Origin of the sequence: Nocardia sp. NPDC051929 (genome assembly GCF_044548645.1) — a bacterium.
GTDB classification, from domain to species: Bacteria; Actinomycetota; Actinomycetes; order Mycobacteriales; family Mycobacteriaceae; genus Nocardia; species Nocardia sichangensis.
This window is the reverse complement of sequence record NZ_JBIUCG010000011.1, coordinates 231,466-251,907: the sequence shown is the minus strand read 5'-3', so window position 1 is coordinate 251,907 and position 20,442 is coordinate 231,466. Positions and strand designations below refer to the sequence as shown.

The window sequence follows — 20,442 nt, the reverse complement described above, 5'->3', positions numbered from 1 at the left end:
CGCCCACGGCTCGGTCATCGGCGCACCATGTCGAGGTCCAGGAAGTGCGCCGAGCAGGATATGCACGGATCGTAGTTCCGGATCGCGCGTTCGCACATCGTGGCCAGCGCGGCGTCATCCAGGTCGAGGTGGTCGGAGACGACTCGCCGCAGATCGTCCTCCATCACTGCCTGATTCTGTGAGGTAGGCGGAATGATCATGGCCGAGCGCACGATGCCGTGATGGTCGAGCTCGTACCGGTGGTAGAGCAGGCCGCGAGGCGCTTCGCTCACGCCGTGCCCGGTGCCGGCTCGAGGCGCGACCGGAACCGCGGCGCGGGAGGGGCGTTCGTAACCATCGATGATGGTCAGTGCCGCATCGATCGCGTGGACGACTTCGACCGCTCGAACCAGGATGCTCCGGAACGGGTTACGGCATTGCGCGCCGAGTCCGATTTCGGCGGCGACCTGCTGGGCGATCGGTGACAGCTGGTGGTGATTCAGTGTGTATCGGGCCAACGGTCCGGTGAGGTAGCGTGCGCCGTCGAGCGTCGCGTGTAAGGCGGTGGAGTGCGGAACCTGATGTTCTCGTATGTGATTCGGGAAATCGATCGCCGGGAAGCGAAGCCCGGTACTGGTGTGCACGTCACCGTTGTCGATGGCGTATCGGTCCGGATCGTTTGCCGCCAGCAGCTCGTATTCGAGTTCCAGCTCGGGGAATTCGAATCGCGCAGCCCGGAGCGCGGTGTTCGTCGCGTGGTCTCGCGCACGGCGCAGTTGTTCGATCACGGCGGCGAACTCGGCGCGTTCGGGGACCGAGTAGAAGCCGCCGAGCCGGACGTTGACGGGATGGATGGCCCGGCCGCCGAGGAGTTCGAGCAGCGCGTTGCCCGCTCGTTTCGTCGCCAATCCCTCCTCGACGAGTTCGCGGTGATCGGCGGCGAGCGTGATCGCGTCCGGGTAGCCGAGGAAGTCGGGCATGTGCAGCAGATGAATATGTAGAGAGTGGCTGGAGATCCATTCGCCGCAATACAAAAGCCTGCGCAGGTCGGCCAGTGGTCGGTCCAACTCCACGCCACAAAGTTGCTCGAGTGCGTTGCAGGCACTGGTCTGGTAGGCCACGGGACAGATCCCGCAGATGCGGGAGGTGATATCGGGCGGCTCGGTATAGGCGCGTCCACGCAAAAATGCTTCGAAGAACCGCGGTGGCTCGTAGATATTCAACTCGGTGCTTTCCACCTGCCCGTCCGTGATGACAACACGCAGCGCGCCCTCGCCCTCGACACGAGCCAGGGTGCCGACTTTCAGCTGCCTATGCCGACTCATCGCCGTTCCTGTACGCGAACTCCGGCGCGGCTGCGGCATAGGTGGCGAAAACGCGATCGATGTCGTCGGTGTCCATGCCATTGACACGCAGGATGGGAAGCAGCGCGTGAATGTTGGGATTCGCCATAGGACCGAAACAACCGAAGCAGCCACGGTGGTACGCCGGGCACAGGGCGCCGCATCCCGCTTGCGTGACCGGACCCAGGCAGGGAATCCCCTCGGCGACCATGACACAGGTGGTGCCGCGACGTTTGCACTCGGTGCATACGCTCGTGTTCGGGATGTCGGGCGCGCGGCCCGCCAGGAACGCGCACAGGGTGTCGAGCAGTTGCCGCCGGTCGATCGGGCAGCCACGCAATTCGAAGTCGACCGGTACGTGCGCGGAAATGGGAGTCGAGGTGTCCAAGGTGGCGATGTATTCCGGACTGGCATACACCACCGAGGTGAACTCGGTGACGTCGGCGAAATTGCGCAGCGCCTGGATTCCGCCGTGTGTGGCGCACGCCCCGATCGCCACCAGAATCCGGGATCGCTCACGAATCTCGATGATCCGGCGTCGCTCTTCTTCCGTGGTGATCGAACCCTCGACCAGTGAGACATCGTATGGGCCGGGCTCCATCGCACTGGACGCTTCCGCGAAGTGCGTGATGCGCACCCGGCCGGCGAGAGCGAGCAGTTCGTCCTCGCAGTCGAGCAAGGTGAGCTGGCAACCATCGCAGGAAGTGAACTTCCACACCGCGAGCGTCGGCGTCTTCGTCATAGTTCGCGCACCGCCAGCAGTGGTTCGGCAGTCGCGTAGTCCACGATGGGTCCATCTCGGCACAGCAGCAGCGGACCGAGCTGGCAATGCCCGCATCGCGCGACACCGCACTGCATGTTGCGCTCCAACGACACTTGGATGTCGCTGGCGGGAACGCCCTTGCGCAGTAGTGATCCCGCGCAAAATCGCATCATCGGTTCCGGGCCGCAGAGCAGGGCGGTGGTCTTGCCGGGTTCCACGGTCAGGTGGGCCAGTGGTTCGGTGACGAACCCGACGCGGCCGTCCCAATCCGGTGCGGGGTGATCGACGGTCTGATGGAGTTCGATCGCCCCGGCCGCCGGCCACAGTCGCTGGTCGTGCCGGAACAGGATGTCCGCCGGGGTCCGGGCTCCGGTGATCAGCACGACCCGCCGGTAGTCGTCGCGCGCGGCGAGCGCGGCGAGTATGGCGGAGCGCAGCGGCGCCAGCCCGACGCCGCCGCCCACGATGACGAGATCCCCTCCGGCCGCCGACGCCAGGTCCCATCCTGTGCCGAATGGTCCGCGGACACCGATCAGGCCGCCGACACCTGTGTCGTGCAGCGCCGCGCTCACCGCGCCTACCGCCCGGATAGTGTGTTCGAGGTTGTCGCCGACGGCCGTGGGATCTCCGCTGATCGAGATCGCGATCTCGCCCACGCCGAAGCTGTAGAGCATCATGAACTGTCCAGGCCGGAAAGGTTGCGCCGCATCGCGTACCGGTTCCAGGCGCAGCGTCACGGTGTCCTGGTTCTGCGCGATGCGACCGATTACGCGGTAGGGCAGCATCGTGTCACCGTGCGCCACTGTCCGGGTTCGCGTGTCCACGCTCATCGATCGCCTCGGTCGACGGCGATGCGGTGTGGACCGGCCGTGCAGGTCATGGCGGGGTTCCGGTAGAGGTCGAGCAGCCGGGCCCGGGTTGCCTGCAGTCGTTCCAGCAGCGCCTCGAACAGCATCATGGCCAGCGCGCGGCCGAATCGTGGATCCCGATCGGAGAGTTCGGCCAAGATCCCCGCGTCGAACTCGACGGCCTCGACCGGTTCGGCGGTCACCGCGCCGAAATGCCACCGGTAGGGCGGTACGAGCCAGGACCAGCCGAGCAGGTCTCCGCCGCCGAGGGTCTGGAGGACCACGGCGCCGCGCCCCGGCACCTGCGCGTCCAGCAGTATCCGGCCGTGGCGGATCAGCCAGCATCGGTCGGCCGGTCGGGCCTCGGTGATCATCCGGTGCCCTGCGGGGAAGGCCACATCGCGTCCGGCGGCGGTCAGTGTGCGCAGTTCTTCCTCGCTCAGCGATGCCAGCTGCCCGAACGCGGACAGTTCCTCAGCGGTGGGCATGGTGCGATTCCTCGGCCAGTTCGGCCAGCCGGGCCACCTCCGCGGTCAGGTCGATCTCGGCGGGGCACCAGGCGATGCACCGTCCGCAGCCGACGCACCCCGAGCTGCCGAACTGGTCGTACCAGGTGCTGAGTTTGTGGCTGATCCACTGCCGGTAGCGGCTTTCGCCGGATTGCCGCACGCTGCCGCCGTGCAGGTAGGAGAAGTCCGGTTCGAAGCACGACGACCAGTGCTCCCAGCGCTCGGCATGGTCGCCGGTGAGGTCGGTGACGTCCTCGGTGCTGGTGCAGAAGCAGGTGGGGCACACCATCGTGCAATTCCCGCACGTGAAGCAGCGGGCGGCGACATCCTGCCAGTGCGGAGACTCCCGAGAGTCGCGAAGCAGAGCGCGAATGTCGACCTCGGGCATCGCGCGGCCCATCCGGTCGGCCGCGGCGGACACCTCCGCACGGGCGTTCGTGACCTCCGTCGTGTCGGCCGGACGTGTGGTGATCTCGCCGAGAATTTCGGCGCCGTCCGCACTACCCACGTCGACGAGGAATCGGTGGCCCTCGGCATCGACCCGCTCTGTGAGGGCCAGATCGTATCCGGACGAGACCCCCGGGCCGGTGCCCATCGAAGCGCAGAAACACACCCCGCCGGGCTCTGTGCAGTTCACGGCGACGACGAAAAGGTCTTTCCGGCGTGCGGCGAACGAAGCATCAGGATGGGCCCCGTCGCCGAGCACGCGTCCGAGAATCGCAATCGAGGTGAGGTCGCACCCGCGGACGCCGAGAAAGGCGGATCGGACCGGCGGGTCCGTCACGGGTTCCATCTCGAGGTCCGGCCCGACCTGGGCTATCTTGCGACGCGGGGGATGTAGGAACTGCTTCCAGGAGCCCGGCCCGGCCGAATGGGCGAAGACCGCCTCGTCGTTTCGGCGGCGCAGCCGGTACCGTCCGGGCGCGGTCTCCGCACCCCATCCGGCGGGCAGTCGCCTGCCGGAGTCCAGTTCGTCCAGGACGATCGCGCCATCGCGCACCTGCGGACCGATGACGCGGTATCCCCGGTCGCGCAGCACGTCCACCAGACGATCCAGACCGGCACGATCGATCACCACGGTGTCGTCAGGCATGGTCGAGACCCCTGTCAGGTTCGGATATAGCCGTCCGTTTTCGAGTCTCGTCAACCGGGAGATGCACCGCGAGGGACCAAGGTCCCGAATCGCGATTGCCGACGGCATCGGGCCCAGCGGCGACGGTCCAGAGGACCGGCCTGCCTCGCTCGAGTGGTCTTTGGTCACTTCTCCCGGGGACGATCAGCCGCATTCGAGCCTGTGCAGCGGCTCATACCGTTGAGGTCGGCGCCCGGCTGGGTGCTACGCGACCACAGGCTCGGGAGGTCCCCATGACAGAGCAGCGATTCGACGACCCGCATCACCTCGCCACGGCGAAAATCGTTGTCGGCGTGGATGGTTCGGACGGGTCGTGGACCGCCCTCCGGTGGGCGGCGCGGTTCGCGGCCGATCGCGGACGCGAACTCGAGATCCTCCACGGCATGGACGCGGTGGGCAACGACTGGGTACTCGGCGACTACGAGGTCGTGATTCCCTCGGTCCTCGACGTCATCCGGCAACAGGGACAGGATGTGGTCGCCCGGGCCGAACGCGTGGCCCGATCGGTCGCACCGGAGTTGCGTATCTCGTCTCGCGCGACCACCGATACCGGGAAGCAATTGCTGATCGAGCACAGCGCGGAGGCGTACGCGGTCGTGCTCGGTGCGACCGGAAACGCGGGGACGTTCACCCATCTGGGCTCCACGCTGCTGGCCGTGACCGCCCACGCGCGCGGCGCCGTGGTCGTCGTGCGCCCCGACCCTGATGCCGACGGCGCGGTCCACACATCCGGCCCGGTGGTGGTCGGCGTGGACGGTAGCCCCGTCGGCGACGCGGCTATCGAGGCAGCCTTCACCGAAGCGGCCGAACGCGATGTCGAACTCGTCGCTGTCCATGTGTGGAGCGACTGGGACTCCGGGCGCTTCGCCGGTCACGCCCACCGGGCCGAGGCCGAACTCGACAACATCGAGCGGGCGGTTCTCGCCGAGCGTGTCGCGGGGTGGCAGGAGAAGTTCCCCGAGGTTCGCGTCGCACGGAAAGTCGAGGTTTCCGCGCCGGCGTCGCACCTGCTGTCCTGGTCGAACGTGGCGCAGTTGCTGGTCGTTGGCAGTCGCGGACGGGGCGGTTTCGCGGGCATGTTGCTCGGTTCCACCGCGAACACTCTGGTACAGCATGCCTCGTGCCCGGTCATGGTCGTCCACCCGTGATGACCGAGATCGGGCAGAGGGCGGTGTACCTTCGACGTACGCGGCGGTAGCCGCCACGGTGCTGCTCGTCGGCGGACCATGTGATATCGGGAGGCGAGTGCCGATGGCGGCGACGGATCGGTGGTCGTGGCCGAGCATCCTCGGCGCGGACGGCCCGGCGGCAGTGATCTGTATCCGGTTGGCGGTGGGGCTGGTGTTCCTCAGTGAGGGTATTCAGAAGTACCTGTATCCGGACAAACTGGGGCCGGGCCGGTTCGCGAAGATCGGCATCCCCGCACCGACGTTCTTCGCGAACTTCGACGGTGTCATCGAAATCGTCTGCGGCGTCTTGATCGTCATCGGACTGCTGGCCCGCTTCGCCGCGCTGCCGTTGCTGGTCGATATCAGCTTGGCGATCGTCTTCACCAAGTTGCGTGAGCTGCGCCCGGGCGGGTTCCAAGGAGTGGAAGGCTTCTGGGGAATGGTCCACGACGCGCGCACCGATGTCGCGATGTTGCTCGGGTTGATCTTCCTGATCTGGGCAGGGCCCGGCCGCTGGTCATTGGATGCGTGGCTCACCCGCCGTGCTCAGCACGACGTCCTTGCGTAGTCCCGTCGTAGGAGTGCCCGCGATGGTCACTGTCATGCCCCCCCGAGATGGCGGGTCTGGCTGCGCCGTGTGGACCATTGCCATCTTGATTCCTGGTTTTTTCGATTCTGCGTCCTGTTGGGGCAAAAGTTGCCCGATGTAGCCTGCATCGTGCATGAATCACCTTCTGTCGGAACGATTTTCGAACATCGCCGAAGCATGTATAGAATCCGATCCGGTACAGCGAGTCCCGGCTGAACTTCGGTGAGGAACCACCGAGCGCGAACCCTAGGGGTGAAAAGGAGACATCATGTCCGGACTGGAGTTCGCGACTCTCCGTGATCAGGTGGCCGCGCTGCGGACGAAAACCATCTCGGCCACCGAACTGCTCGAGCTGACCATCGCGCGGATCGAAAAGTTCGACGACAAGATCAACGCCATCGTGGTGCGGGATTTCGACCGCGCCCGCGCCGCAGCGAAGCAGGCGGACGCGGCGCTGGCGCGCGGTGAGTACGCACCGTTACTGGGCGTGCCGGTGGCGGTGAAGGAATCGTTCAATGTCGCGGGTCTGCCCACGACGTGGGGATTTCCCGATGCGAAGGATTGGCAGCCTGCCGAGGACGCGGCGTTGGTGACGCGGGTGAAGGGTGTGGGCGGTGTCGTCATCGGCAAGACCAATGTGCCGCGCGCCCTGCACGACTGGCAGTCCTACAACGACATCTATGGCACCACCAACAACCCGTGGGACCTGACACGCTCGCCCGGCGGCTCCTCGGGCGGCTCGTCCGCCGCACTCGCGGCAGGGTATGTCTCGCTGGCACTCGGCTCCGACATCGGCGGCTCGCTGCGGGTACCAGCGCATTTCTGCGGCATATACGCCCACAAGCCGTCACGGACGCTGCTGCCGGGTCGGGGAAATACGCCGCCTCGGACGCCTGCGCTGCCGGCCCCGCAAGACCTCGCCGTGGTCGGGCCCATGACGCGCAGTGCCGCCGACCTGACGTTGGCGACCCTGTTGCTCGCCGGTCCCGACGAGGTGGAGGCGGTCGCATACAAGCTCGCGCTGCCACCGCCGCGCAGCGCCGAGTTCGACGACTTCCGGGTGCTGGTCATCGACACTCATCCGTTGTTGCCGACGTCGACCGTCATCCGCGACGGGTTCGACCGGATCGCTCGAGGGCTCGAAAAGGCTGGTGCCGCGGTCGCCCGGCACAGCGCGCTGCTGCCCGACCTCACATTGACGGCGAACACCTATCTGACACTGCTGATGTCGCAGTTCGGCGCGGATGCGCCGGTCGATACCTACCGAGCGCTCCAAGCCGCCGTTGCCGACATTCCGCCGAACTCCGACCGTCCGGAGGATGTCATCCGCCGCGCGTTCGTGGCCGGCCACGGCGACTGGATCAGGGCGGACCGTGTCCGTATGGTCCTGGCCGACCAGTGGCGACGCCTGTTCGACGAATTCGACGTGGTGCTGTGCCCGATCACGCCGACGCCTGCCTTCCCGCATGACCATTCGGACATGGACACTCGCACTATCGATATCGACGGCACTACACACCCGTATAACTACCACCTGGTGTGGGCGAGTATCGCGACACTGCTCGGGTTACCGTCTACCGCGACGCCGATCGGGCGCTCGCCCGAGGGGCTGCCCTACGGCATGCAGATCATCGGCCCCTATCTCGAAGACCACACCACGTTGCGGTTCGCAGAGTTGATCGAGCAGGAGTTCGGCGGATTCAGCCCGCCGCCCGGTTTCGTATGAGGGAGGTCGACTCGCTTCGCTCTTGTCGCGGGTCCGAAGGGTGCGCTGATCGGATCCGGTGACGAACCGGTAAAACCGCTGTGCGGCTCAGCTGGACCGGTAGCGTTGTTCCGGCACTCGGCTTTGTGTCTGCGTCCGGCTTTCACCGGGACGACGGTATGGCGATCGCTGGAGGAGTGGTGGCCCGGGTATTCATCAGCCACGCCGGCACAGACCGGGCGTGGGCCGACGAGATCCACGGTTGGCTGGTCGCGGAGCGGCACGAGGTGTTCCTGGACCAGCATCCGGTCGACGGCCTTGCCGCAGGGGAGGAATGGGAGCAGCGGCTCTACGAGCGTTTGCGATGGGCCGACGCGGTGGTCTGCGTCATCACCCCGACCTACCTTCGATCTACCTGGTGCGCAATCGAAATCGGCATCGCGAAAACCCTCGGCAGCAGATTGCTTCCAGTGCGTGCGGCGGCGGGCGCGACACATCCGCTGCTGAAATCGATCCAGCAGCCCGACGCCGTGGCCGATGCCGACGCGGCGCGGGCTGGACTGGCGCGATCGTTGCGCGCGCTGGACGCGGGCGGAGGATCGGGCTGGCCGGACGACCAGTCGCCGTACCCCGGCTTGGCGTCGTTCGAGACCGCCCAGCACCGGGTCTTCTTCGGGCGCGCACGGGAGGCGAGCGCGATCGCTGAGCGATTGCGCGCCCCCGCCTTCCGATCCACCCCCTCGGTCTTGCTGGTCATCGGACCATCAGGATGCGGCAAATCCTCCCTGGTGCGCGCCGGTGTCATCCCGTTGATCGCGGAGGAAAATTACTGGCTGCCAATGGAACCGATGACGCCCGGCGTGGACCCTGTGGGTGCGCTTGCCCGGACGCTGGCGATCGCCAGACGACGGACCGGACTCGACTGGCAACTGTCATCGGTGCGCGACCGCCTGGCGAAAGACGGCTTGCGAGAAGTCTCGGATGAGATATTGATCGCGGACGAGTCGAGCCGCCGGCGCAAACTGCTGTTGGTGGTCGACCAATTCGAGGAATTGTTCCGACGCGCCGAGCCCGCGCAGCGCGCGGAGTTCACCGAACTGCTCGCCCCGGCGATCGGCGGGCCCGTGCAAGTGCTGGCCACCTTGCGGACGGAATTCCTCGACCAAATGATCGTCGATCCTGCGATGAGCTCATTGTCGACCGAAACGTATCCTTTGCGCCCACTGCGGAAAGGCGGACTTCGCGAGGTCATCGAACGACCTGCGCGGGTGGCCGGTTTCCGCATCGACGACGGCCTCGTCACCGAGCTGCTCGCCGACACCGACAGCGGTGAGGCGCTGCCCTTGCTGGCATTCGCACTGGAGCGACTGGCCGACGGTGTGCACCGCGGTGGGACGCTCTCATTACAACGCTACGACGAAACCGGCGGTGTACGAGGCGCGCTGGTACGTCAGGCCGAAGTGGCGCTGGCGGAAGCCCGCGCGGCCACCACCCTCACCGACAACCAGATCATCGACGTGATGCTGCGCCTGGTGACCGTCGACGAACGGGGCGTGCCCACCCGCGCCCGGATACCGCGCGACGAGCTGACCGAAACCGACGCCACGGTCGTCGACGCGTTCGTCACGCAACGACTGCTCACCATCGATGAAGAAGACAGACGAATCGTCGTCTCGGCGGCACACGAAGCGTTTCTGCAACACTGGCCGCTACTGCGAGACGCGATCGAGAAGGAGGGCAAGGCGCTGCGCGCCCGCCGCGCGATCGAGGAAGCCGCCGCTGACTGGAAGCAGGACCGCGCGGCGACCAGGCTCTGGGAGCGTGGACGACTGGAGTCGGCGATGGACGACACCGGCGCACGCATGCGCGTCCAACGGAGGCCGAATCTGCGCACGTGGCCACCGCGCCTACGTCGACTGGCGACCAACCGTGTCGACCTCAGCTCCAGCGCGAAGGAATTTCTCGAGCGTAGCTATCGCAGAGATCGCTTCCGGCGTGGGCGCGCGACGGCCGTGCTGTCCACTCTGCTCGTCGCGGCGCTGGTCGCCGCGACAATCGCGGTGATCCAGCAGCGCAAGGCTGTCGACCAGCAACGCACAACTGTCGCACGCGCGCTGCTCACGGATGCGCAAGGCCTGTTTCAAGCCGAACCGCGCACCTCGATCCGTCTCGCGCTGGCGGCCGACACTATTCACCCAAGTGTCGAAACCCGCAACTGGCTTGTGGACTGGCTCGCCACCACCTACTACGGCGGAACGCTCGACGGCAACGGACGAGAGGTGAGCCATACCGTGTTCTCCCCGGACGGTCACATGCTCGCGGTACAGACCTATGACGGCGTCATCGCGCTGTGGGATCTCACAGATCCGCGCGGACCGCGCCGGTACGGCGATCCGTTGACCGGCCCGAGTACCCTCGCGGAGCCTGTGTTTTCACCGGACGGACGCCGACTACTGACCGGTGCGGGGATCGATATCGATGCCAGGAACGCCAGACTCGGTATGGTCTCGCACGATCACACCTTCGACGGAAACGGCCTGGAAGGCGTGCTGGAGTGGGATGTCAGCGATCCGAGCCATCGGCTGGTCGGCAAACGCCTGCTGCCGGACATCGATGAGAAGACGCAAATGGTGCTGGACTCCGGTGGGGCCTTCGGGGTCACTTTCGGCTGGACCCAGCCAACGCGGCTGTGGGACTTCACTGGTCCGCCGCGAACGGTGCCGCTGGCACCCCCGGAGCAACACGCCGATGCGGTCGCGATTTCGCCCGATCGGCGGACACTCGCCACCGGTGTTCCCGGAGGTGTCGTGCTGTGGGACGTTTCGGATCTCGGCACACCACACCAGATCGGGAGAATCGAAGTCCAATTGCCCGGACGATCGCCACTCGGCCCCGACGCACTTGCCTTCTCACCACGCGGGGGAATCTTGGCGGTTTATCTGGACTTCGCCGGGCTCACCCGCTGGGACGTGGGCGATCCCACCCGCCCGCAACAGCTGGGTGCGACTATGCGAGCGACCCGCCATTTCGCATTCGCACCGGCGACGGGTCGACTCGCCGTAGCGTATGGCAACGCGGCATACCTTTACGATCTCGACGATCCAGCAAACCCGCGACAGTGGAGCGGGGCGTGGGTCGGCCAGCCGAGCGATGTCAGCGCCGTAGGGGTCGCCAGCACCGGCCGAGTCGCCACCGGTGCTCGGGATGGTCGCGTCACGCTGTGGGACAGCGAATTTCGCGTTCAGCCCAAGCCTGCCGGTCCGTCGTTGTACGGAAGTTTCGATAGGAAGAGGCCACCCTGCTGTGTCACCACGGTCGGTGACTTGATGGCGATCGGCGGCGCCAACGGCAACGTCGACCTCTGGGATATCTCGAACTCGCGAGTCCCGCTCCGACTCGCCACCTGGAATGCCGAGCACGTCGATTTCTCGAGGAACGATCACCGACTGTCGGCGGTCGCCTTGTCCGCTGACGGCAAGACGGTGGCCACAGGCGGGCCGGACCGGACGGTATCGCTGTGGGACATCAGCGATCGCGCCCATCCTCGTCGTCTCGGACCACCTCTGACCGGGCTCGGCGGAATCGTGCGGGCGATCGTGTTCACACCTGACGGCAATCGCCTCGCCGCGGGCTCCGACAAGAACTCACTGGTGTGGGACATCAGCAAGCGGGAAACGCCGCGCCGGATCGGACGCGGCTTGCGCGACCGTCAGATAACAGGACTGACATTTACCGATGGCCGCCTACTCGCCCTCGGCTGGAACGGCGGGAATGCCGCGTTATGGGACCTCACGAATCCCGATGAACCGTCGTTGGCCGGCATGGCACCCACCAGAGTGATGGTCGGTAGGCTCGCATACTCGCCCGCCGCACGAGTCCTGGTCACGAGCAGCACGGACAAGACCATACAGCTCTGGGACATGAAGGATCTCGCACATCCGCGTCGGCTCGGCGACCCGCTGCGGGACACCATGGGCGGCGATGTCGACGTGATCTTCGATCAGACCGGCCGCCTGCTCGCGGAACTGGGGTTGGATGGAAGGATCCTCCTGTGGGATATCACTGATCCAGCACGTCCAGTACAAGTCGGCGACCCGATCGACGCCAGGGCCGATGCGGTGGCCGGTGCTCAATTGAGCACCGACGGTGACACACTGGTCGCGGTGTACAGCGACGGCCCAGCGGTCATCTGGGACTTGAGCGCGCTGAACGAATTACGTTGACGGACCGTCGAAATCGCCTGCGCGACAGTGGGTACGGGACTCGATCCCGCTGGCTGGCAGCAATACATCCCGACGATCGAATACCGCCGGACCTGCCCGTGACGTTCACGGCTTGCGCGTCAGCCGTACCGCTCGGCCCCCGCTTTCGTCGGTGATGAGGATCTCGCCGTGCGGATCGACGGTGATCCCGCTGATCGCGCCGAGTTCGCCGTACGGCAACCGAATCGGCGTCGTCGATCCGGCCGGAATCCGCCACAATCTCCCGTCTCGCGTGGACGCACCCGTCGTACTGGCCGGGTCCGGAATCCAGGCGTTGTCGGCCAGCAGCAGCGCTCCGTCGTGATCGAAGGCGAGCGCGGCGACCGCTTCGCCGGCAGGCAGCGGAGTTTCGGTGGGCGTCACCGAACCCGGCGGGATACGCAGCAGTCGATTGACCGGGGCGGTGCTCGTCACCACCAACTCGCCGGCGTCGGAAACCGTGATCGGCGCACCGAGGTGATCGACCGTCAACAGCACAACCTGCGTACTGGAGCCTGCCGGGAACTTCAGGATTCGGGCGTTGTCCGGGTCGGTGATGTACACATTCCCCGTACGGTCGACCGCGACGCCGGCTCCGTTCGCACGTTCGGAACTATTCAGGTCGGCCGCGCCGAACCCCACTAGCGGCAACAGCGCGACATTTTTCGTGTCGGCCGCCACCTTAAGCACCTGACCGTGCTGATAGTCGCAGACATAGAGCTGAGCGTCCTGTCCGATGGCGAAACCCGAGGGCCAGTGCAGATCCGGCAGACCGATGCGCTCCGGAGTGTATCGCCCGGAGGGCAGCCGCTGGATGCCCTCGTTCTCGGACACGTAGACGTCTCCGCTCGCGGAGACCGCGATGCCACTCGGCCCCGAAACCGGCATCGGCAGCTCGGTTTGCGCCGCCCAGCCCCACATGTCCCGGTTCGAACGTTGAGCCGGCCACCACACCCAAACCGCCACGCCCACCGCCACCACCACGACAACCCCCGCCGCGATCCACCCTCCCCTCGACCGCAGCCTCATATTCAGCATTTGGCCGGTACCGTGTCGCCCGCCAGGCGGAACTCGAACCGGATCGCGCCCGGGCTCTGCGCGGGCAGGACGATGGCCGCGCCGTGCCCGGGCCTCCAGGTCCGGGGGACCAGGACGTAGTGGTCACCGATGCGGCTCAGTGGCGCCAGCCCGTCGTAGCGGAACCGGTAGGCGGATCCAGTGTCGGGGTCGGGGTCGCAGGGCGTCGTTCGGACATCCGGCCCGGAAAGGTGCAATTCCTTTTCGCTGTAGATGATGACTTGGGAACTGGTGGGCAGTTGCGCGGCCCATTCCCGAGCTCGGGTCTGACCGACCGCGACCGAGTAATCGGTGGCGATCCAGAACAAATTGATGCCGACCATGAGAAACAGGATCACCCACTCCGCGACCGCTGCCGCCTGCGACGGTGGCGGCGCTGTCGCAGGCAGGCTTTCACGCAGACGCTTACGACGCAGCACGACCAGCAGCCAGAACACCAGCACCCCAGCGATGATCGACACCGGTGCCACGCACAAACCCTTGTTGATCGGGGTCACTACGTATATCCGGGACAGCCCGTTGACGAGGACCGCCCCGGCGATCAGCACGATCGCGGCGGTGGCCCACCGCCCCGGTCGACGGGTGCGGATCGAATCCGGAAGCGCGACGTATCCCCACAGCACCGCCATACCGATGAGACCGACGAGTGTCAGCGGCACGAACAGTGCGTCGACGGTGCGCATCAGGTACTCACGGATGCTCGGATTCAGCGTCGTCGAGTCGACACCGAAGTAGTTGAAGTACCAGTAGACATGCGCCCATCCGAAGTAGAACAGGACGGCGGTGAGCAACGTAGTCGGCGCGACCAGTTGCCCGATGGATCGTGCGACGTGACCGAACCCGTCGAACGCCGAACCCGTTGCGGGTGTCGACGCCTGCTCATCTGGTGGTGGTGACACGTGGCTTGCTCGTCGCCGTCTCGGTGGGCGTTTGGGTTCGGGTGGTCGAGTCGGCTCCGGTAGGGGAGACGGTTCTCGTGGGGGAGGTGGTGTCGGATGTCTTCGGTTCGAAGCCTTCTGTGCCGCAGGGAAGTTTCTGCGGGGACAGTGTTCCCGTGAGCAGCGTCAGTGTCGAGCCGGACATCAGAATCAACGACCCGTTCACCGACTCTCCGGTCGGGGTCGAATCCTGCTTCGCGCCGGAGAATCCGGAGTACTGGCAAATGCTGCGGTAGGTGTCGGCCTTGTCCTGTGCAACGGCAACGCTCGCGCAGCCGCCGCACGCCGCGGCTATGCGCTGCACTGCCAACTCTTTGACCGCGACGATTGGTGCGCCCTGGAGTTCGGTGAACGCCGGAATCCGGAAGGGCGCCCCGGCCGCCTTACCGGCATCGGTTTTGCCTGGTCGCCCCGGCGCTTCATCACCCGGCGGGGCATCGGTTCCGGACAACAGTTGGGTCGTCGTCGCAGTGCCCGCTTGCGGGTCGGGTATCGACGTGGCGCATGCCGATAACGCGAGCGCCGCCCCACCCACGACCATCATTCGCCGAGCGAACATTCTTTCCCTCCCCGCATTCCGGAACACGATTACGTCGGTGCTCAGTCAACGCGCACGTGACCGACCGTGTCGCACCACTGATCATCTCTCAAAAGATCAGACCGCAGAGTGGATTTCCCTACACTGCCCAGGTGACGAAGCACCATTTCTGTCACTCATGACACTGTGTGCGGCATGCGAATGCGCCGAATCTCGGCGGCTGGGCATTTCCGCGACGAGGTGCAGCGACTTCGATTGTCGTTTCGCGGTCACCACTCCGGATCGGCGTGGTAGATCTCGCGGTATTCCTTGGCGAAGACGCGGCGGCCGAGTAGACGCCACGCGAGCCGGGCGGGAAGTGGCATCTCGGCGAGAATTTTCCGGCGGTCGTCGTCGGAGACGCCCTGCAGAATGAAGCCGAGGAAGACCAGCTGGCGGTCCTTCGGCATGTGCTCGCGTCCGCGTTCGCCGAGAGCCTGCCATTCGAGCGCGGTCATGACGTTCTCGACCACGGGCAGGATGTGCCGCTCCTCCTCGGCCATGTGCTCGTCGAGGGTATCGGACAGCGCCCGCAGCGTGGCCGCGAGCCGGTCCCGAACCGACGGGTCGGCGGCGGTGGCGAACTCGGTCCCGTCGCGGTGGGCGCGCTCGGTGAGTTCGGCGATCCGCTCGTGCTGTTCCTCCATGCGCAGCACCAGAGCGGCGTCCGCGGAGGCGCGCTCGAGCAGGATCGGCCACATGAGCTCGTCCTCGCCGGTGTGATGGTGGTGCAGGCCGTCGCCGAGTTCGCCGAGGAAGGTGATCAGGCGCCGGGCGCGCTCGACGTCTCCGGGCGCCACCGCAGCGACGAGGCCGGGCAGAGCGCTGAAGTGTCTGCGGAAGGCGTTGTGCAGGACGACCATGTCGTAGGTGTCGGGGCGGCTGGGCGCGGTGCGGGCGGTGTTCATGCGGTGCTCCTGTCGCGGCGGTGTACCGCGACGACTGTGCGGCCCGCCGCTTGCAGCCCACTTGTAAGGCACTGCATGGGGGTCGGTCTTAGACTTGGCGCGTCATGGTTCGGATCCGGGTGCTCGGCGCGCTGACCGCGGCGGACGAGCGGGGCGAACTCGATCTCGGCGGTCCGCGGCAACGTGGCGTGCTGGCGCGGCTGCTGGTAGCACGGGGCGAGGTCGTGCCGGTCGATCGCCTCATCGATGACCTGTGGCGGGGTGAACCGCCGCCGCGGGCACTCGGCGCACTGCAAGCCTACGTCTCCAACCTGCGGCGGTTGCTGGAGCCGCAGCGGGCACCGCGCACACCCGCCACCGTTCTGATCAGCCGGACCCCCGGCTACGCGGTCCGATTCGCCACCGAGGACGTGGACGCGTGGCACTTCGGCGCGGAACTCGACGCCGCTGGGCAGCAGGGCGATCCGCGCGAGCGACGGCGCACGCTGGAACGCGCGCTCGCCCGCTGGCAGGGCCCCGCCTACGCCGCCTACGCGGCGGAGCCGTGGGCGACCGCGGAAGCGGCGCGGCTGGAGGAATTACGGCTGGGCGCCCGCGAGCAACTCGCGGCCGCCCTGCTCGAGCTCGACGAGCCGGCGCTCGCCGCTGCCGAGGCCGAGGTCTTGAGTAAGGAGCACCCGCTGCGGGAAGAGGCGTGGCGACTGACAGCGCTGGCTCGATATCGGGCGGGCCGCCAAGCCGACGCGCTGAGCGCCCTGCGCCAGGCCCGCAACGTTCTCGCGGACGAACTCGGCATAGATCCGGGTCCGGCTTTGACCCGGCTGGAGGCGGACATCCTCGCGCAACGAATCCCGCTGCGCGAGCGGGCGATTCCACTCCCGCAGACACCGTCCACATCCGCAGCGGCCGCGAGCGCCCCGCAGGCCGAGCCGAATCCGGGATTGTTCGGCCGAACCGGAGAACTCGCCGCGCTGCGCGACGCGGCCGCCGGTGCCGACCCTCGGTCGGCGACTGTGGCGGGTGAAGCCGGCAGTGGGAAATCGACTCTGCTGCAGCACTTCGGCGCGGCCTTGCGCGCGAACGGGCACCGGGTGGTGATCGGACGCTGCCCGGAGGACGACGCCGCTCCGTCGGCTTGGCCATGGGTCGAGATCCTGCGCGCCCTGGCCCGCGAGCACGATCCCGGCGGCTTCGCGCCCGCCCTGGCGCCGCTGCTCACCGACGGCGCCGGTGCACAGGACGCCGACCGCGACCATGGCCGTTTCCTGCTACATCGGGCGGTGTGCGGCTACCTGAGCGCCGTCGCCGCCGTCGCCCCGTTGGCGATCCTGCTCGATGACGTACATCGGGGCGACACCGAGACAGCGGCGCTGCTCACCGCGGTGGCGACGCAGGTACCCGGGCTCGTCGTGATCGGCTACCGCCCCGACGAGGTGCCGCCTGCGTTGGCAGACGCGCTCGCGGCCCTTGCCACCACCGTACGCGCCCGGGTTCGCCTGCGCGGCCTCGGCGTCGAGGACAGCGGTCGCCTGATCACCGCCCTGACCGGCAGCACACCGGCGGCCGCTGTGGTCCGGACGTTGCACGAGCGCACCGGCGGGAATCCGTTCTATCTCATCGAGGTCGCACGTCTGCTGCAGAGCGAGGGCGAGCTGGTCGCCGCGTCGGACGTTCCGGAGGGTGTGCGGGACGTACTGCGCCGCAGGCTTTCCCGGCTTCCCGAGACCGGGGTGGCGCTGCTGCGTCTGGCCGCGGTGATCGGCCGGGAGTTCGATGTCGCGGTGCTGGTGCGCGCGGCCGAGGTGCCCGAGGACGACGTGCTCGACGCGGTGGAAGCGGGGGTGCTCTCCGGGCTCCTGGACGAACCGGCCAGCGGCCGAGCGCGTTTCACGCACGTTTTGGTTCGGGATACGCTGCTCGGCGACCTCTCCCGGATCCGCCGTGACCGATGGCATCGGCGGGTCGCCGCCGCGATCGAGGAGATCGATCCTGGCGATCTCGCGGCTTTGGCCCATCACTACGGCGAGTCGGTGAACCCGGAGACGGCACGACGAGCCGCCGACTACGCCGTGGCGGCAGCCGAACGGGCCGAGCGGCGCTACGCCCACGACGTCGCCGCGGCCGGGTATGAACGCGCGGCCGCCGCGCTCGAGCGTCACACCGGCGCCGACATCGTCGAGGAACGGGTCGCGATGCTGTGCCGGGCGGGTCGCAGTCATCTCGCCGGTGGCGCCGGGCTCGCCGCTCGAACCGCTCGGCACCGGGCCGCGGCGCTGGCGGAGGAGGCCGGCCGAGTCGATCTGCTGGTACGGGCGTTCACCGCGTGGGACACACCCACCCCGTGGATGAATCGACAGTACGGCGTGGTCGAGCACCGGGTCGTCGGTTGGATAGAGGACGCACTGCGTTCCCCCGGCCTCGCTCCCGCCGACCGGTGCCGACTGCTGGTGACGCTTGTCGACGAGATCGGCGGCGAGGCCGGCGAACGCGCGGCGGTGGCCGCCGCGGAGGCCGAAACTTTGGCCCGCGAGCTCGGCGACGACGCCCTGCTCGCTCCCGCGCTGCAAGCGCAGGCCTCGCTGTACGACTCGCCGGAGCGCGGCCCGCTCGGAGCCGAGTTGATCGAGGTCGGGCGACGCACCGACCGGAGCGATTACCTGCTCCTCGGCCACACGGTCGCGGTTCAGGCCGCCGCGTCCGCGGCTGACATCGCCGCCGTCCGCGAGCATCTCCAGGCGGCCACCGCGCTGGCAGACCGCTATCAGTGGCGGCAGGCGCAGGTGGCGAACGCGATGGCGTGCGGGCTGGTGGCGCTCATGACCGGTGATCCCGACACGGCCGAGCAGCACTATCTGCGAGCCAACGAACTGCTGACCCGCGCGGGCATTTTCAATGCGGGCGGAATCCTGGCCATGGCGCTGTTCGTAGTGCGGCTGCACCAGGGCCGCGCCGGTGAACTGGCCGAGATGGCCGGTGCATTCGCCGAGAGCGCCGTCCCCGCGACCGTCGACGCCATGGTGGATTTCCTGGTGCTGGCCCTGCTCTCGGCCGGCGATCGGGCGGAAGCGGCGCGGATCCGGCGCCGGGCCCGGCCGATCCGCGACGACGTGTTCCGATCGCTGTTCCTCACACTGCGCGGCATGGCGGTCGCGACACTGGGCACGCCCACCGAGGCCGCCGCGCTCTACCGCGATCTGCTTCCCTACCGTGACCGGCTCGGTGGCGCCGACACCGGTTCCTACGCGGTCGGTCCGGTCGACACCGTTCTCGGTGACCTGGCGGCCCGGCGCGGCGATGCCGAACTCGCCGCCGCGCACTACCGGGCCGCGCTCCACGTCGCCCAACGCTGCGGCAACCCCACTTGGATCGCGGCCGCGGCCGAACGCCTCGAGCGCTGACGCTTCACTGGTCGCTCACAAGTCGGACCCGGACCATCGTTCCCGACGATCCGGACCGACCGAGGAGTACCCCGATGCCGAATACCCGCCGCTTTCGCGCGGCCACCGATCTGTACCTCAAGACCGTGACCACCGCGCACCGCAAGCTGCTCGACATCAGCGGCGGCCGTGCCGGCACTCGATTCAAGAAGATGCCCACCCTGGCTCTCACCACGACCGGACGGCGAACAGGGTTGCCGCGCATCGTGATCCTCACCGTTCCCGTCGTGGCGGGCGACAGTTATCTGATCGTCGCTTCGCGGGGCGGAGACGACATCTCCCCGGATTGGTTCAACAACCTGTGTGCCGATCCCGCGGTCGAGGTGTCGTTCCAGCACGGCGCGAAGCAACCGATGACTGCTCGCGTGCTCCCCCCGCAGGAACGCGACCGGCGGTGGCCAGAGGTCGTCGCAGCGTACCCGGGGTACCAGACCTACCAGAAGCGGACCACCCGCCAGATCCCTTTGGTCTTGCTCAGCCCGCGCCGGTGAGCGGCGTCCCGCGGGAAGCAGACTTAGCAGTGCCGTTGCTCCCTGCGAGTGAGCGTCCAGGTGACAGCCGCTCGGCGCGCTGTTTGATGCCCAGCAGCATTTTGCGCTCCATTAGCAGACTCCCCGGTTCCATAACGAGTTGGTAGAACCCGCGGGTCAGCTTCGAGGAGCCGGTGAGCGCGATGCGGTTGCGACTCACCAGCCGGGTGGCTCCATCTATCGGGTATAGCCCGAATGCCCAGACCCAGTGGCCGTCATCGGAAGCGAAGACCAATGCGTGTTCGGGTTCCAAAGCCGCGACTCGCATACGCGGGCCCGACTTGCCGAGGGCGAGATCATCACCGATGGCAAGGTTTTGGAACTGTGGCAGGATCTGCTCGGCGCTATGCATGTCGAGACCGAGCATGTTCTCGAGCCAATCGTAGGTGTACGCGCCGCCACGGCCCGGTCCCAGCTGAACCAGCCACGGCCAGATCGCGTCCGCGGCGGTGCCGATCGTGATCGCCCGCGTCGTGACGATGTCGGGGTCGACCAGTAGTTCGTCGCCTGGCATGACTCGGGCAATCTCCTCCGCTGCGGCACCCCAGGTCAAGCATCTGGTGCGCCAGAAGGCCCGATAGGTTATCGCGAGCCCGGCGAGGGCCGATGCGCTGGCTGCGCCAATCGCGACTGTTCTCATGAGTTCCGACTCCTGGGTCGACGTGAGCGTTCGGGGATGAGGGGTGGTGCCGGTTGT

At 67.2% G+C, this 20,442-nt stretch carries 16 protein-coding genes; 6 read left to right on the top strand and 10 right to left on the bottom strand.

Annotation, left to right across the window (positions count from 1 at the left end; genetic code table 11):
- Nucleotides 1-14 precede the first annotated feature (14 nt).
- The 5 genes from ACIHAX_RS16925 to ACIHAX_RS16905 are packed head-to-tail and all read right to left on the bottom strand — an operon-like array spanning nt 15 to nt 4,535.
- Nucleotides 15-1,304 carry a Ni/Fe hydrogenase subunit alpha gene (locus ACIHAX_RS16925; RefSeq protein WP_364425305.1) on the bottom strand — a complete coding sequence of 430 codons (1,290 nt, stop codon included), beginning with the start codon at nt 1,302-1,304 and terminating at the stop codon, nt 15-17.
- The gene (locus ACIHAX_RS16920; RefSeq protein WP_364425307.1) at nt 1,291-2,064 is read right to left on the bottom strand and encodes an oxidoreductase; all 774 of its coding nucleotides are present in this window, start codon (nt 2,062-2,064) and stop codon (nt 1,291-1,293) included. The genes ACIHAX_RS16925 and ACIHAX_RS16920 overlap by 14 nt, the downstream gene beginning before the upstream one ends.
- A complete protein-coding gene (locus tag ACIHAX_RS16915) occupies nt 2,061-2,915 on the bottom strand; it encodes an FAD/NAD(P)-binding protein (RefSeq protein WP_364425309.1) in 855 nt (284 codons plus the stop codon). Before ACIHAX_RS16915 ends, ACIHAX_RS16920 begins: the two co-directional genes overlap by 4 nt.
- A complete protein-coding gene (locus ACIHAX_RS16910) occupies nt 2,912-3,421 on the bottom strand; it encodes a Crp/Fnr family transcriptional regulator (RefSeq protein ID WP_397278373.1) in 510 nt (169 codons plus the stop codon). Before ACIHAX_RS16910 ends, ACIHAX_RS16915 begins: the two co-directional genes overlap by 4 nt.
- Nucleotides 3,408-4,535 carry a 4Fe-4S dicluster domain-containing protein gene (locus ACIHAX_RS16905; RefSeq protein WP_364425313.1) on the bottom strand — a complete coding sequence of 376 codons (1,128 nt, stop codon included), beginning with the start codon at nt 4,533-4,535 and terminating at the stop codon, nt 3,408-3,410. Before ACIHAX_RS16905 ends, ACIHAX_RS16910 begins: the two co-directional genes overlap by 14 nt.
- A 272-nt stretch (nt 4,536-4,807) precedes the next feature.
- Here ACIHAX_RS16905 and ACIHAX_RS16900 point away from each other — a divergent pair, with 272 nt between their 5' ends.
- From ACIHAX_RS16900 to ACIHAX_RS16885, 4 genes are all read left to right on the top strand, one after another.
- Complete coding sequence (locus ACIHAX_RS16900) at nt 4,808-5,722, top strand: universal stress protein (RefSeq protein ID WP_397278371.1); 915 nt, start codon at nt 4,808-4,810, stop codon at nt 5,720-5,722.
- Nucleotides 5,723-5,825: 103 nt separating this feature from the next.
- Nucleotides 5,826-6,311 carry a DoxX family protein gene (locus ACIHAX_RS16895; RefSeq protein WP_364425317.1) on the top strand — a complete coding sequence of 162 codons (486 nt, stop codon included), beginning with the start codon at nt 5,826-5,828 and terminating at the stop codon, nt 6,309-6,311.
- Nucleotides 6,312-6,600: 289 nt separating this feature from the next.
- Nucleotides 6,601-8,058 carry an amidase gene (locus tag ACIHAX_RS16890; protein ID WP_364425319.1) on the top strand — a complete coding sequence of 486 codons (1,458 nt, stop codon included), beginning with the start codon at nt 6,601-6,603 and terminating at the stop codon, nt 8,056-8,058.
- Between the two features lie 158 nt (nt 8,059-8,216).
- Nucleotides 8,217-12,260: a TIR domain-containing protein gene (locus ACIHAX_RS16885; protein ID WP_397278368.1), complete on the top strand. Its 4,044-nt coding sequence runs from the start codon at nt 8,217-8,219 to the stop codon at nt 12,258-12,260.
- Nucleotides 12,261-12,365: 105 nt separating this feature from the next.
- Here the strand turns inward: ACIHAX_RS16885 and ACIHAX_RS16880 are convergent, their stop codons facing one another.
- The 4 genes from ACIHAX_RS16880 to ACIHAX_RS16865 all read right to left on the bottom strand — a co-directional run bounded on the left by ACIHAX_RS16880 (nt 12,366) and on the right by ACIHAX_RS16865 (nt 15,778).
- Entirely contained in the window at nt 12,366-13,307 is a 942-nt protein-coding gene (locus tag ACIHAX_RS16880; protein WP_397278366.1) for a hypothetical protein, read from the bottom strand.
- A gap of 2 nt (nt 13,308-13,309) precedes the next feature.
- Entirely contained in the window at nt 13,310-14,254 is a 945-nt protein-coding gene (locus tag ACIHAX_RS16875) for a hypothetical protein (RefSeq protein ID WP_397278364.1), read from the bottom strand.
- The gene (locus tag ACIHAX_RS16870; RefSeq protein WP_364425327.1) at nt 14,235-14,837 is read right to left on the bottom strand and encodes a hypothetical protein; all 603 of its coding nucleotides are present in this window, start codon (nt 14,835-14,837) and stop codon (nt 14,235-14,237) included. The genes ACIHAX_RS16875 and ACIHAX_RS16870 overlap by 20 nt, the downstream gene beginning before the upstream one ends.
- Before the next feature lie 263 nt (nt 14,838-15,100).
- The gene (locus tag ACIHAX_RS16865; RefSeq protein ID WP_364425329.1) at nt 15,101-15,778 is read right to left on the bottom strand and encodes a hemerythrin domain-containing protein; all 678 of its coding nucleotides are present in this window, start codon (nt 15,776-15,778) and stop codon (nt 15,101-15,103) included.
- A 104-nt stretch (nt 15,779-15,882) separates the two neighbouring features.
- On the opposite strand from ACIHAX_RS16865, the gene ACIHAX_RS16860 reads away from it, so the two are divergent.
- Together ACIHAX_RS16860 and ACIHAX_RS16855 are read left to right on the top strand one after the other, a co-directional pair.
- The gene (locus ACIHAX_RS16860) at nt 15,883-19,176 is read left to right on the top strand and encodes a BTAD domain-containing putative transcriptional regulator (RefSeq protein WP_364425331.1); all 3,294 of its coding nucleotides are present in this window, start codon (nt 15,883-15,885) and stop codon (nt 19,174-19,176) included.
- Between the two features lie 74 nt (nt 19,177-19,250).
- Nucleotides 19,251-19,706, top strand: coding sequence for a nitroreductase/quinone reductase family protein (locus tag ACIHAX_RS16855; protein WP_397278361.1), 456 nt, complete (start codon nt 19,251-19,253; stop codon nt 19,704-19,706).
- Here the strand turns inward: ACIHAX_RS16855 and ACIHAX_RS16850 are convergent.
- Complete coding sequence (locus tag ACIHAX_RS16850) at nt 19,690-20,385, bottom strand: SRPBCC family protein (RefSeq protein ID WP_397278359.1); 696 nt, start codon at nt 20,383-20,385, stop codon at nt 19,690-19,692. The genes ACIHAX_RS16855 and ACIHAX_RS16850 overlap by 17 nt on opposite strands.
- Nucleotides 20,386-20,442: the final 57 nt, after the last annotated feature.

Bases quoted from the DNA above. Each gene is read 5' to 3' on its own strand.
- ACIHAX_RS16925 (WP_364425305.1), bottom strand. From the start codon at position 1,304: ATGAGTCGGCATAGGCAGCTGAAAGTCGGCACCCTGGCTCGTGTCGAG.
- ACIHAX_RS16920 (WP_364425307.1), bottom strand. From the start codon at position 2,064: ATGACGAAGACGCCGACGCTCGCGGTGTGGAAGTTCACTTCCTGCGAT.
- ACIHAX_RS16915 (WP_364425309.1), bottom strand. From the start codon at position 2,915: ATGAGCGTGGACACGCGAACCCGGACAGTGGCGCACGGTGACACGATG.
- ACIHAX_RS16910 (WP_397278373.1), bottom strand. From the start codon at position 3,421: ATGCCCACCGCTGAGGAACTGTCCGCGTTCGGGCAGCTGGCATCGCTG.
- ACIHAX_RS16905 (WP_364425313.1), bottom strand. From the start codon at position 4,535: ATGCCTGACGACACCGTGGTGATCGATCGTGCCGGTCTGGATCGTCTG.
- ACIHAX_RS16900 (WP_397278371.1), top strand. From the start codon at position 4,808: ATGACAGAGCAGCGATTCGACGACCCGCATCACCTCGCCACGGCGAAA.
- ACIHAX_RS16895 (WP_364425317.1), top strand. From the start codon at position 5,826: ATGGCGGCGACGGATCGGTGGTCGTGGCCGAGCATCCTCGGCGCGGAC.
- ACIHAX_RS16890 (WP_364425319.1), top strand. From the start codon at position 6,601: ATGTCCGGACTGGAGTTCGCGACTCTCCGTGATCAGGTGGCCGCGCTG.
- ACIHAX_RS16885 (WP_397278368.1), top strand. From the start codon at position 8,217: ATGGCGATCGCTGGAGGAGTGGTGGCCCGGGTATTCATCAGCCACGCC.
- ACIHAX_RS16880 (WP_397278366.1), bottom strand. From the start codon at position 13,307: ATGAGGCTGCGGTCGAGGGGAGGGTGGATCGCGGCGGGGGTTGTCGTG.
- ACIHAX_RS16870 (WP_364425327.1), bottom strand. From the start codon at position 14,837: ATGATGGTCGTGGGTGGGGCGGCGCTCGCGTTATCGGCATGCGCCACG.
- ACIHAX_RS16865 (WP_364425329.1), bottom strand. From the start codon at position 15,778: ATGAACACCGCCCGCACCGCGCCCAGCCGCCCCGACACCTACGACATG.
- ACIHAX_RS16860 (WP_364425331.1), top strand. From the start codon at position 15,883: ATGGTTCGGATCCGGGTGCTCGGCGCGCTGACCGCGGCGGACGAGCGG.
- ACIHAX_RS16855 (WP_397278361.1), top strand. From the start codon at position 19,251: ATGCCGAATACCCGCCGCTTTCGCGCGGCCACCGATCTGTACCTCAAG.
- ACIHAX_RS16850 (WP_397278359.1), bottom strand. From the start codon at position 20,385: ATGAGAACAGTCGCGATTGGCGCAGCCAGCGCATCGGCCCTCGCCGGG.